This window comes from Gloeocapsa sp. PCC 7428 (assembly GCF_000317555.1).
In the GTDB taxonomy this organism is placed as follows: domain Bacteria; phylum Cyanobacteriota; class Cyanobacteriia; order Cyanobacteriales; family Chroococcidiopsidaceae; genus Chroogloeocystis.
The window spans coordinates 41,075-53,528 of record NC_019746.1 but is presented as its reverse complement, the minus strand read 5'-3'; the positions used below and the strand labels follow the sequence as shown (position 1 = coordinate 53,528).

Below are 12,454 nucleotides of genomic sequence, written 5' to 3'. Positions count from 1 at the left end.
TGATTTATTCAGGGGAATATCGCCGAAACTCGTTTTTATATTGGTCAAAGTGATGCCTATCCTAACCTACAACCGATTCTGATCCGTCCGATTAATTGGGATTTGATTCGCCAGCAGTATGACCAGATGGTGAAGTCTGCCACAGCTTTGAGGTTGGGAACGGCAGAAACCGAAGCCATATTAAAACGTTTTAGCAAAAATCCGATTGTTCACCCTACCTATCCAGCTTTGCTGGAATTGGGTCGAGCAATTAAGACAATTTTCCTGTGTCAATATCTCCAAGATGAGGCAGTACGACGGGAAGTTAATGAAGGCTTAAATGTGGTGGAAAGATGGAATGGGGTTAATGATTTTATCTTTTACGGTAAAGGTGGGGAGTTTGCCTCATATCGCTTGGAAACTCAGGAGTTATCCATGTTATCTTTGCATCTATTGCAAATATGTTTGGTGCATGTGAATACCTTGATGATTCAGAATGTACTAGCTCAGGAGCATTGGGAGCAAAAGCTTACTGCAACTAATTTAAGAGCAATTACACCTTTGATTTTTAGTCATGTCAATCCTTATGGCACGCTCAAGTTGGATATGACCGAAAGAATTGCTCGGCTAACGCAACTATCGGTAGCTTAATCCGGAAAGAAACTCTCAAACCTTTGGGGTGTCATCTGCATATAACAAACTGTATAGTGAATATTCTTATGACCTAAATAATCTTGAATTGCCCTAGTGTCGTGTCCCAGGGAAGCTAAATAGTAGCCACAAGCGTGGCGCAGTTGATGGGGATGATGCTATTAATGGTATTCGGGCTAATTGTCCTGCTCTAGCTACGATGTGGCGAATTGAGCGAGTTGATAGAGGAGCTTTTCGTTCTGATACGAAAACGTATTGGGTATCAAGATAACTCTTGAAAATTTGACGTAAAGCTCTGAGTTCTGGAGAACGTAGGGGATGAATGCTATCATGACCATGTTTGGCTCTTCGGACTTCGATGTAGCCTCCTACTAAATCTATCTGCGACCATTTCAGAGCTACTAATTCAGCGGTTTTCAGCCCGTAACGAAACATCAGTAGAATAACCGCTGCATCTCTGACACCATGACGACCTACTTTTTTGGCGGCGCTCATCATGGCTTGGACTTCCAAGATGCGTAGATATTCTCGTTCTGATGAGGATGATTTTTTCGGTGGTGGTAGAGGGCGAGAAAATATCTTTGCCGAAAAGGGAAGTTGGCTGGTGAGAAATAGCATGGGTCAATCCCTCATGCTGGGGTAGATATTTCCAGCATACTTTGCCTAAAAGGAGACAAAGAAGGCAAAGTTATGATTTGTATTACTTATCAATTTAGCCCAAAAAAAGGGTTGACTTTTGCGACAACACTGAGCACTGCCCCTGGTTGCACGAACCTTCTATTTTCGCCTAGTTCCCGTTTATTGGTCGCTTCCTTCGTTGCAAACGTTGATGCAAACGTAGCTTCCCTGCTGCTAGTTCTTCGCTTCTAAAATCCTCTAGTTGAAGTTTTGGATCATTTGCTTGACTGAAGTAGTCTGTAAGTGCGCTGATCGTCGGATGACGAAACATTTCCACTAAAGAAATATTAAAGGTAAATTTGGCACGGAGCTGGTTGTGAACTTTGACCATCAATAAAGAATGTCCACCTAACTCGAAAAAATTATCATGAATACCAATTTTGTCTACTTTGAGGACTTGTTGCCAAATTTGGGCGATCGCTTGCTCGACTTCTGTCCTTGGGATCGCATATTGAGTCTCAAGTTCTGGGCGAGTTAGTTCTGGAACGGGTAAAGCTTTGCGGTCAATTTTACCGTTAGCTGTAAGTGGCAGTTTGTCAATCGATATAAATACGGAGGGAATCATGTATGCTGGCAATTTCGTCGTCAAAAAGTGCCGCAACGTACTCGCGAGATTAGTGCCACAATCTGCCGTCAGCACAACATAAGCAACCAAACGATCCTCGCAGTTCTCGTCATGATGCAACACAACAACGGCTTGTTGTACCTGTGGATGTTGAGTCAATACTGTTGCAATCTCTCCCAATTCAATCCGAAAACCCCGCAACTTGACTTGGTAGTCGATGCGTTCTAGATATTCCAGCGCTCCATCACTGCGATAACGTACCAAATCTCCTGTTCGGTATAACCGTTCACGACCATCTGTTGTGAACGGATTGGGAATAAACTTCGTCGCAGTTAACTCAGGTTGATGCCAATAGCCGCGTGCTATGCCTGCACCACCAATGTATAGTTCTCCTGGTACGCCAATTGGCACAGGTTGCAAAGTCTCATCAAGCACATAAAACTGTGTATTCGCCAGCGGTTTACCAATGGGAGTTGTAGTAAGTTCGGTGTTTTCTTCCGTTAAGTAAAATATACTTGACCATATTGTTGTTTCAGTTGGTCCGTATACGTTCCATACTTGCGTTGCGCGTGCGAGTAATTGCTTCACTAATGTACTTGATAATGCTTCACCACCACTGATTGCTTTTAGGTTTTGACTACCGCGCCAGCCGCTATCAATAAGTAAGTTCCATGTTGCAGGTGTCGCTTGCATCACGGTTGCTTGCTGCATTGTTAAATATTGTTGTAAGCTGTTGCCATCAATGGCATGGGTGCTATTAATAACAACACTTGCGCCAACGATCAGCGGTAAATACAACTCGACTGCGGCGATGTCAAATGCGATCGTTGTTACTGCCAACCAGCGATCGTCGGATGTTATTTGCAAATGTTGCTGCATACTTTGTAGTACATTCACTAAGGCAGAGTGTACAACTTGTACGCCTTTGGGGTTGCCGGTAGAGCCGGAGGTGTAGATAATATACGCTAGATGCTTTGGTATGATTTGATGAGGTGGATTGTCTTCGCTGTAGTGTGCAATCATCTCCCAGTCGCGATCGAGATTGATATTGATAGCGTGTGGTACTAGAGGTAATCTGATATTGTCTTGCGTTAAGATTACATTGACTCCAGCATCTTCGAGCATATACTGCAACCTTTCGGGTGGATAGCTGGGATCAAGCGGGACATAAGTACTACCAGCTTTAAGGGTTCCGAGTAGCCCGATTAGCATGGCAATACTACGATTTAAACAAACTCCTACTCTCGTTTCTGTTGTGATGTAGGTTACTTGCAGTAGATAGTGTGCTAGTTGATTAGCACGTGTATTGAGTTGTTCATAGGTAATGTGTTCGTTTTCAAAAACGGCGGCGATCGCATCAGGCGTTTTTTGTGCTTGAGTAGCAATTAATTGGTGAATACATTGTGGAAATATTTCAGTTTTTGTATTATTCCATTGCCTAAATAATCCGCGTTCAGCAGATGTTAATGTAGGTAATTCTGACAAACAGCATTCTGGATTAATTAATATAGCTTCCAGCAATGTTTGTAAATGATCAAGCATCCGTGATATTGTTGTGGATTCAAAGCGCTCGCCATCATATAAAATTCGTAAATTTAGTACTGAATCAACTGCAATGTAAAGTGATAAAGGATAATTATTTTGCTCAATTGTGTAGATATTTTGAATATTGATGTCTGCTACTGATTTTACAGGATAATTTTCAAATATAACTAAACTTTCAAATAAAGGTAGTCCTCGATCAACATTGCTCCAACGCTGAATTTCAAACAATGGAGTATATTCGTATTGCTGTAATTCGGTTTGTTGCTGCTGAAGTTGGTGCAACCAGGGAATAACTTTTTGCAGCGGCTTAATTTGTACTCGCATTGGTAGAGAATTAATAAGTAAACCTACTATTGATTCCGAGTTGGGTAATGATGCTGGACGACCCGAACAAGTTGCACCGAAAACGATATCATTTTCACCACTGTATCGACTTAACATCAAGGCGAAAGCACCTTGAATCAGAGTATTAAGTGTCAATTTGTGCTGTTTAGCAAAAGCTTGTAATTGTGATGAAGTTTGTGGCGATAGTTTTTTCTCCTGTTCTTGATTGTTAGTATTAGTTTGAGTTAAATGTGATTTTTTATCTACTTTAAAAGGTGTGGGTGTGGTAAATCCTGCCAAAGTTTTGCACCAAAATTGTCGGCTTTGGGCTATATCTTGCTGTTGTAACCAAGCAATATAATCGCGGTAGGGAGTTGTTTTTTCTAGAGTTAATGCTTGATTTTTACTCAAAGCTGTGTAGCAAGTTAAAACTTCTCCAAGCAATAAAGAAACAGACCATCCATCGAGTAAGAGGTGATGATAGTTCCAAACACATTGATATAATTCTAGCTGTTTATGAATTAAAGTCAAATTCATTAAAGGTGCTTTTGCTAGATTGAATCCTGCTTGGCGTTGATTTTGTAGTAAGGTGTCAAGCTGTTGTTGTTGAGTTTTGATATCGATTGATCGCCAATCTAAAAAAATTATTGGAATTTTAATTTTTCGTCCGACCACCTGTAGCGGCTGTTCTACTTTCTCCCAAACAAATGCTGTGCGTAATACTGCATAACGTTCAGCTACTTTTTGCCAAGCTTGTTCAAATGCTGTGATATCGAGGACACCAGAGACTTCAAAACTAACCTGAATTATATAAACTCCTGAATTAGGAGCATAGAGACTATGAAACAGCATTCCCTGCTGCATTGGAGAAAGTGGATAAATGTCCTCAATCTGTTTAGTGTTCGTTGATGTCATGAATCTCCTTCTGTAGGTAGGTAATGGGTAATGACTGTTTCTGGCAATGACCTATTACCAGTTACCAATCACCATGAGAGTTCTCATATTTATTTCTATGAGCTATCAATAATAATGTTGCGAGAATTGCGAATAAGCTACCTGTAATAAAAGTTGCTTGCGAACTGCCCAATTCCCATAAACTACCAGCTAATAAACTCGCAGGGAGTAGCGCAAATCCTACAACTAAGTTTAGAAAACCAAACGCAGTACCGCGTAGCTGAGGTGGTACTTTATCAGAAATGAGCGCGAGCATTATACCCTGAGTCATGCCTAAATACAATCCATAAAAAGCAAATAATCCCCAAATTTGCCAAGGTGTTTGTGCAAAGGCAAAACCAATATATACTAGAGCGTATAGTACAAATCCACCAACTAATAGTTTAAATCTACCTAGGCGATCGCTCAGTATTCCTACTGGATAAGCACTAAAAGAATAAGCGATATTCATGACAACTACTGTTAATGGTACTAGTGGAGCAGAAATACCAATTTGCGACGCGCGTAACAGCAAAAAAGCGTTGCTAGAGTTCCCTAAATTGAATATTAGTGCTACTACAACAAGTATCCAATATTCACTATTTAAACTGTTTAATTGCCAACGAAAAGAAGTATAATTTTTATTAGCGGTGTTTACTTTAGCTTCACGTAAACCTCCTGCTAATACGATGACTGCCAGAATACCTGGGATGAGTGCTAACCAAAAAACAAGGCGAAAATTTTGTTGAGAAGCTGCCATTAAACTAAAAGCAATTATTGGTCCTAAAAAGGCACCAATTGTATCCAGAGATTGACGTAATCCATAAGCAGCACCGCGATTTTCTGGGTTTGTTGAATCAGCAACTAAAGCATTGCGGGGTGCTACGCGAATACCTTTACCAAAGCGATCGCCAAACCGCGCGATCAAAACTCCAGTAGGGCTTGTCGTTAAAGCAAACAGCGGTTTCACTAATGTTGATAATCCATAACCTAGTACAACTAATTGCTTGCGGTGTCCTAGATAATCACTTAAAGTACCTGAAAAAACTTTCAAAAGCGAAGCGGTTGCTTCGGCGACTCCTTCGATTAGCCCAACAGTTAATACACTTGCTCCTAAGACCGAAACTAAAAATAAAGGTAACAGCGAATGAATCATTTCGGAGCTAATATCTGTTAGCAAACTACCAAGCCCTAAAATCCAAACATTGCGGGGAATTTTACTAAGATTTTGATTCATGCGTTTGCAACAACTGTGCATTCCATAATGGAGTTTATCGCTCTTATTGTGGGAGAAGTTTTAGATGAGTTCCTCGTTTGCCAAGATACCTTTTTCTAGAACTAAAATTAAATCGACACCAACAATCGGGGTTTTGCGTCATTAATCTGTGCGATCAGAAGTTGATTTGGGCGCGATCGCAAATGAACCATCGGGTAAGATTGCAACTGAAACACGACCAATTCGCACCCATTGCCCTTTATCAGAATTCATAACATCTCGAATGCACACGGGTATAACTCCATTGGGCGGAAATACCCACCACACACCATTGCGACAAAATGGTTCCGTATATCCATGAAGTTCGCACCACTGTTCGCGCACACAGCGAATTGCACTTGCTAAGTCGGGATACACAGCTTCACACGATTCTGGTGTTGGAGATGTTGAATTAAGATACATTATTGTCTGAGAAGGCAGGGGATAAAAGGGAAATTTCGTTAATAGAATAGGGGTTTTTATATTCTATATTAGGGACTTTGATACAAATGTCAGGCTTTCCATCAATAAATTCGCTCTGCTTAAAACCAAATAGCAAAATACAGAAGACTAAATCTTTATCTTTTGGTAGAAATGTTTACTTAAATCTTCTGCCTTTCTTCGGTACAATTTACAAGCCAAATTCTTGTTTAATTTGAGCAACCCAAGCTTTAATTCGCTTTTCGCTTAAGTCAGATTGGCTCGTTTCATCTAAAGCCAACCCAACAAATTTACCATCTTGCACCGCTTTAGATTGCCGAAACTCATAACCTTCTGTAGACCAATAGCCAACCGTCGTACCACCAAGCGCCGAAATTTTTGCCTCTAAAATTCCGATTGCATCTACAAAATTATCATCGTAGCCCAATTGATCGCCTAACCCAAAATAAGCAACTTTCTTGCCTTGAAAGTCGATATCATCTAACTCATCGTAAAATCCTTGCCAATCGGACGATAACTCGCCAATATTCCAAGTTGGACAGCCAATAATAATATACTTGTATTGCTCAAAGTCGCTAGCTTCGGTGTTGTAAATAGGATATAAGGTCACGAGTTCGCTACCTAATTCTTGCTGAATTGCTTTGGCAGCTATTTCTGTACTTCCAGTTTCGGTTCCGTAAAATAGTCCGCTTGTCATTGTGTTACATTTTGTTGATGTGCTGGAGATAATTGCAGAGCGCTATGGTTTTGTTGCAGCAATGAGGAGAGTCATCTGCTGTTGCGAAAATCGCAACTTGACAAAATTAGCTTGAATGAGCCATTGTTGCAGCGTTGGTTTTGACCAGGTACGCGCGCCGCTCATTGCAAAGTACACAAGCGAGATAAATCCTTCAAATGCAGTTAGTTTGCGGGTATTGCCAGGATGAAATGGTTCTAGGATCAGGAGTGTTCCGTTGGCGCGCAATGCCTGAAATGCTTTTTGGATGGCAACCTGACATTGTTCTGCGGATAAGTTATGCAAGATGTTAAATAGCAAAACGACATCATAATTACTACCCCATTCGTCTTCTAGCAAGTTTCCAGTTATATACTGAATGCGATCGCTCAAGTTAGCTTTGGCAACGACAGTCGTTCCATATTCAACAGTTTGTGGCAATTCGAGGATATCGGTGTTCAAGTCGGGGTATTTTTGACAAAAGGCGATACTATACTGCGCGGGACCACCTGCGACATCAAGAAGGCGCTGCGGTGGACGATCAAACTTTGCCCATTTGATCAATTTGGGGAGCGATCGCTGCGGATAGCTTTCGAGAAATGTTAGGTAATTTGCCCAACACTCAGATGAGGGTGGTGCAAAGTGAAAGTTTGACCGCTTGCTTGTGCGAATTTTATCTTCTAGTTGTGCGAGATTGCGACTGACATCACTCAAGAAAAAATAAACAAAGTCTTTTCTACTGCGATTTCCAGAATCCGTGAAGTATTGAATTGCGTCTTGAGTCAATTGATAGCGTTCGTGCTGGCGCTGCACGAGTCCAAATCCTTCTAAGCTTTCTAAGAGAACTTGCACCCCAAATTCATCAGCATCGATTGCTGCGGCGAGTTCAGTCGCCGTCATTGTTTGTTGATGTAGATGCTCGAACACATTCAACCGAATCGCGGCGATCGCTACTTGGCTCAAGCCCATACTGAGTACAGGGAGTAATGCAGCTTGGGGAATAAGTCCAGCTTGCAAAACTGCACCTTCAAGTAAATTATCAGCACCGAGAGTGAGTTTCATTGTTCTCTCCTTTGTGGTGGGTAATACAGTTCGTTGTGCAAGCTCCAACCCGTGACTTGCTGAATATAGGCGTGGGTACTGATTCTTTGTTGTTTGGCTCTTGTTGCCAGTAATCTGCAGTCAAGACCCAATTTCTCGCAGAGTTCGCGTTGTCGTAAGCCTATTGGTGGTTGCATTAAAGTAGAAATCAACAGTACGTTATCAGCAATTTAAAGTCGGGCTAAGGCTGCGCTGAGCAATTGCAGACTTACCAACTTAGAATTGACTGATACTTACACTAACGCAAGATCGCGTTCCATCTCTGCACGATACTGCCCTAAACTTGCGGCACTGTTGCACTTTGCTCGATGTAGTAGTTGTTGCTGTGCTTGAGCTACATTCGCATCATTACCACGCCAGGTTTCTAATGCAGGCTGTTGAATAGCGCGTGCATAGGAGAAGGTAATTTGCCACGGACAATGCGATTTGTATTTGGCATTCATCAGATTGAGATGCTCACTCGCCTGTTTATTGCTTTGTCCGCCAGAGAGAAAAGCGACACCAGGTACGCTTACCGGAACGTTCTTTAATAAGCACTGAATTGTCATCTCTGCGACTTGTTCTGCAGGAGCTTGAATTGGACACGCTAAACCCGAAATGATCATGCTAGGTTTAAGAATCATTTGGTCATAGGCGACACCCTGGCGATATAACTGCACAAATACTGCGTGTAGTGTTTCATCCGTAACTTCATAGCAGCGTTCGATGGTATGGTTGCCATCAATCAAAACTTCCGGCTCCACAATGGGTACTAATCCTCCCTCTTGGCACAAAGCAACGTAACGCGCCAGCGCATGGGCATTAGCTTCAATGCAAGCACGACTAGGAATGCCTTCTCCTATCGTTATGACTGCACGCCATTTAGCAAACCGAGCACCCATTTTGTAATACTCGGCAATGCGATCGCGCAATCCATCGAGTCCTTCAGTGACTTTCTCTTGCGGATGTCCTGCTAAATCTTTCGCACCCGTATCTACTTTGATGCCAGGAATCATTCCACCATCCTGCATTACCTTGACAAACGGGACTCCCGCTTGAGTTGATTGGCGAATCGTCTCATCGTACAAAATAGCACCACTGATAAATTCACCCAGTCCAGGAGTTGTGAGAATTAGCTCGCGATATGCCCGTCGCCGATCTTCTGTAGCAGGGATGCCCAGTTTTTCAAACCGCTTGTTACACGTGCCATTACTTTCATCCATTGCTAGGATGCCCTTACCAGCAGCTACCATTGCCTGTGCCGTTTGTTTCATTTCCACTGCATAGTTGCTCATGAAAAGCTCCTTGTTGTATTGCATTTTTTAATCTGATGCTAAACATCTTGCCTTAATTAAGAATTTATTGCAATAATATTTGAGACGAAGCGTTCATACCAAGATACTCCACTTAAAAAAGACAAGGTGGTCAGTGGCATTCTCCTCATCTTGAATGCAATTCAAGCAGGAGAGTGTCATCTTTCTTCAAGTAAATAGCAATCGGAAATCTTAATTAGTGAAAATCAATTTCAATTAATTCGAGCTAATTTTGAGTCAAATGTCCTTTACTAATTACCACGTCATTAAATTGCCATGATCACCGCAACTAACATGCCGCACAACGCGATGGCTTATTTCATAAAGACATCAATCGCTTAAGAGCACTGATTAACGAACGCTGGCAAGAAGTTTGGCAGGCTGCCCAATTAAGAACTTCCACAACTGCGTTGGATCGTCGTCCTAACTTTGAATTGTAAAACTATGAATGCCACAGAACAAGCTACAAATATTGAAATAGCGAGTAAAATTGCAACTATTGTGAATGTGTTTAAAAACACTTTTCCCGAAGTCTCAGCAGATTTGAGTCCTTGGCTAATGGATGATTGGCAAACGGCTAAGCTTAATGATGCTGATTCTATTGATATTGCATTTCATTTTCCTGTTTATAGCTTATCTTGCCACTGTTGCAGTCTCTTAATGCAACTCCGGTTGCATCGGGATAATTCCACTGCCTACAAAGCTATTGGTATTGAAGCATCGGGGTACGATTACTGTGGGCAGCAATGGCGGTTTTCTACGATTGGAGAATGGGCGTTTGAGGGAATGACTCCGCCTAGTACAGAGGAGTGTACTAAATTGACTTCTATTTTTCGCCAAATTCTTCAATTGTTTTAGCTATTGTTGCCAGAAGTCTCACGCTAGACGCTCGTTCTACGCTGTACACACAAGTCAATACGGGCTTTGCTCCAGTCTTTTTAGCCTCCTAAATCTCCCACACGTGGGGGACTTTGAACGGTTTCCACTCGATCTCGCTTTCCCTCAATTCTGGGGGGAGAAGATAAGGAAAAATGCTTGTTAACAGCGTTAGGGACGGTTCGTTAGGTACTCTGGCTAATTTGATCGCTTGTGTGTACGCAGTCGTATCGATAAGGAGAGTCGTCACGATGACAGCAACGCGATCGCATCGTGTCATTAAATTACTGTTTTTTGACAAAGATTCTTAAGAAACTTAAACTAATGACAATTGACGTCACTTGCCTTGAATTATGATGACATCGTTCACGGAAGCTACCTTCGATCAACGGTGGGAAGAAAGCAAGCAAAGCGGTGATATGACATCGCATTGGGATGGTGCTGAAGAGGTCGAGTCGTGTCCATCTTGGTTAGGGCAAGGACAGCGGCGATGGTTTGGGTTGAGTTGGTCGCTAGAAATTCAAATTCAAAATGAGCAATATAGATCTAATTGGTCGTTGCAGCGAAACCACAATGACCAATTTCCGTTAACGGCTAAATTTTATTTAGCAGGTTGTTCCAACGTTCAGACACGCGGGATTGCCGATGAATATGTTGAGCAAGCTGGTCAAAATTATCTTTATTGTTTACCCGATACAGAAGAAATCGAAGCTTATTCTGGGAAAGAGCGATCGCATTCTGTGATGATTTGGTTGCAGCCTGAGCGTTTGCGAGCGTTTGGTACAGAACACATTGCCTCTCTCGCGCCCGAATTACAGCAATTTTTAGAAGGCGACACGCGACCCTTTTTTCACCGTCCACTAGGACAAACGACTCCTGAAATGCAGCGGGTGTTGCAGCGATTGTTGCATTGTCCTTATCAAGGATTTACCAAGCAGGTTTATTTAGAAAGTCAAGCTTTAGAACTACTCTCGCTACAATTTGCCCAATGGCTAGAACAAGACAAAACAACTCCTCAGCGGCTTTTGCTACGCTCTGATGATGTGGAGCGAGTACATTATGCTAAAGCAATTTTGGCACAAAACTTGATGCATCCCCCATCGCTCGTGGAACTAGCACGACAGGTGGGGTTGAATGACTACAAGCTCAAGCAGGGTTTTCGTCAAGTTTTAGGGACAACGCCATTTGGCTGTCTTCGAGAACAGCGCTTGGAGTTGGCACGGCAATTGTTGAGCGATACCGAAATGTCGATTGAAGAGGTGGCAATCGCAGTAGGTTATCAAAGCCGCAGCAGTTTCACCGCCGCATTTCGACGCCAGTTTGGCACTAGCCCCAGGTTGTGGCAACGGCAAATTAGCCGCAAGATTGTTTGAATGGGGCAAGAGGCAGCAGGCATCGCTTCTAACCTTTCTCTTGGCTATGCCACCAGGTTCGTAAAGACTGTACCGCTTCAATTTCATCTTCTTTCGCTTGCTTTAGAAACGCATACAGTTGTTCTTTCGGCACTTGTGGAAACGTCGGGCTGACTTCAACCTCCACATAAACCCCTTCCTGAAGCTGGTAAATCCGCCAAATTTTGCCATCAAACCGCCAAAACTCTGGTACTCCAATCCTGGAATAGAATTGATTTTTGGCAATATCCGTGTGAGTAATATCTACCTCTACCACTAAATCAGGTGGGGGGTCTTGGCTGAAATCCACATTCCGACCTTTCACCAGCGATTGATTTTGAATATAGTAAGCACTATCAGGTTCTGCGCCTTTTTTGAGTTGAGGGTAGTTCATCGTGGTTGAACCGATTGTTTTAATTCGCATTCTCATTAGTTCAACCAGCGTCCGCAGGAAACACTCTATTAAACGAACCGAAAACTCATGATCTTCCAGCGGCACTGTGATTTCCAACACTTCATTGTCATAGGTTAACCGAGAACCACGAGATTGAGGTAGCGCATCCAGGATTTGCAAATATGCCTCCCAGGACACTCCCCGCAACACTACCCGTTGTTCGCCAACAGGTTGAAATTCAGCTTTTGGTTCTGGTGCAACAATAACCATCACTGAGACTCCTGGGCTATTTACCATCACTTTTGTATTGATAT

The 12,454-nt window shown here is 42.4% G+C and carries 12 protein-coding genes and 1 pseudogene; 3 read left to right on the top strand and 10 right to left on the bottom strand.

Annotated elements, in window-relative coordinates:
* Nucleotides 1-30: 30 nt before the first annotated feature.
* Nucleotides 31-630, top strand: a pseudogene (locus tag GLO7428_RS29210) (Tn3 family transposase); the annotation flags it as partial.
* On the opposite strand, the gene GLO7428_RS29610 reads toward GLO7428_RS29210, so the two are convergent.
* The 8 genes from GLO7428_RS29610 to GLO7428_RS24055 form a co-directional block, all read right to left on the bottom strand.
* The gene (locus GLO7428_RS29610) at nt 627-740 is read right to left on the bottom strand and encodes a hypothetical protein (protein WP_304412756.1); all 114 of its coding nucleotides are present in this window, start codon (nt 738-740) and stop codon (nt 627-629) included. The pseudogene GLO7428_RS29210 and the gene GLO7428_RS29610 overlap by 4 nt on opposite strands.
* Nucleotides 724-1,248, bottom strand: a complete 525-nt coding sequence (locus tag GLO7428_RS24090) for a tyrosine-type recombinase/integrase (protein ID WP_196797660.1) — start codon at nt 1,246-1,248, stop codon at nt 724-726. The genes GLO7428_RS29610 and GLO7428_RS24090 overlap by 17 nt, the downstream gene beginning before the upstream one ends.
* 169 nt (nt 1,249-1,417) lie before the next feature.
* Nucleotides 1,418-4,657, bottom strand: coding sequence for a non-ribosomal peptide synthetase (locus GLO7428_RS24085; protein ID WP_015191197.1), 3,240 nt, complete (start codon nt 4,655-4,657; stop codon nt 1,418-1,420).
* Between the two features lie 61 nt (nt 4,658-4,718).
* Entirely contained in the window at nt 4,719-5,912 is a 1,194-nt protein-coding gene (locus GLO7428_RS24080) for an MFS transporter (RefSeq protein ID WP_015191196.1), read from the bottom strand.
* A 141-nt stretch (nt 5,913-6,053) separates the two neighbouring features.
* The gene (locus tag GLO7428_RS24075) at nt 6,054-6,353 is read right to left on the bottom strand and encodes a hypothetical protein (protein ID WP_015191195.1); all 300 of its coding nucleotides are present in this window, start codon (nt 6,351-6,353) and stop codon (nt 6,054-6,056) included.
* A 208-nt stretch (nt 6,354-6,561) separates the two neighbouring features.
* Entirely contained in the window at nt 6,562-7,068 is a 507-nt protein-coding gene (fldA, locus tag GLO7428_RS24070; protein ID WP_015191194.1) for a flavodoxin FldA, read from the bottom strand.
* A 42-nt stretch (nt 7,069-7,110) separates the two neighbouring features.
* Nucleotides 7,111-8,148 carry a methyltransferase gene (locus GLO7428_RS24065; protein ID WP_015191193.1) on the bottom strand — a complete coding sequence of 346 codons (1,038 nt, stop codon included), beginning with the start codon at nt 8,146-8,148 and terminating at the stop codon, nt 7,111-7,113.
* A 272-nt stretch (nt 8,149-8,420) separates the two neighbouring features.
* Nucleotides 8,421-9,461: a class I fructose-bisphosphate aldolase gene (locus GLO7428_RS24055; protein WP_015191192.1), complete on the bottom strand. Its 1,041-nt coding sequence runs from the start codon at nt 9,459-9,461 to the stop codon at nt 8,421-8,423.
* Between the two features lie 462 nt (nt 9,462-9,923).
* Here GLO7428_RS24055 and GLO7428_RS24050 point away from each other — a divergent pair, with 462 nt between their 5' ends.
* Nucleotides 9,924-10,337, top strand: a complete 414-nt coding sequence (locus GLO7428_RS24050) for a hypothetical protein (protein WP_015191191.1) — start codon at nt 9,924-9,926, stop codon at nt 10,335-10,337.
* 88 nt (nt 10,338-10,425) lie between these two features.
* Here GLO7428_RS24050 and GLO7428_RS27510 read toward each other — a convergent pair whose 3' ends face one another.
* Nucleotides 10,426-10,656, bottom strand: a complete 231-nt coding sequence (locus GLO7428_RS27510) for an aspartate-semialdehyde dehydrogenase (RefSeq protein ID WP_155824098.1) — start codon at nt 10,654-10,656, stop codon at nt 10,426-10,428.
* Nucleotides 10,657-10,708: 52 nt separating this feature from the next.
* On the opposite strand from GLO7428_RS27510, the gene GLO7428_RS24045 reads away from it, so the two are divergent.
* On the top strand, nt 10,709-11,728 hold the full coding sequence (locus GLO7428_RS24045; RefSeq protein ID WP_015191189.1) for an AraC family transcriptional regulator: 1,020 nt from the start codon (nt 10,709-10,711) through the stop codon (nt 11,726-11,728).
* A 28-nt stretch (nt 11,729-11,756) separates the two neighbouring features.
* Here the strand turns inward: GLO7428_RS24045 and GLO7428_RS24040 are convergent, their stop codons facing one another.
* Nucleotides 11,757-12,410: a Uma2 family endonuclease gene (locus GLO7428_RS24040; protein ID WP_015191188.1), complete on the bottom strand. Its 654-nt coding sequence runs from the start codon at nt 12,408-12,410 to the stop codon at nt 11,757-11,759.
* Between the last annotated feature and the right edge of the window lie 44 nt (nt 12,411-12,454).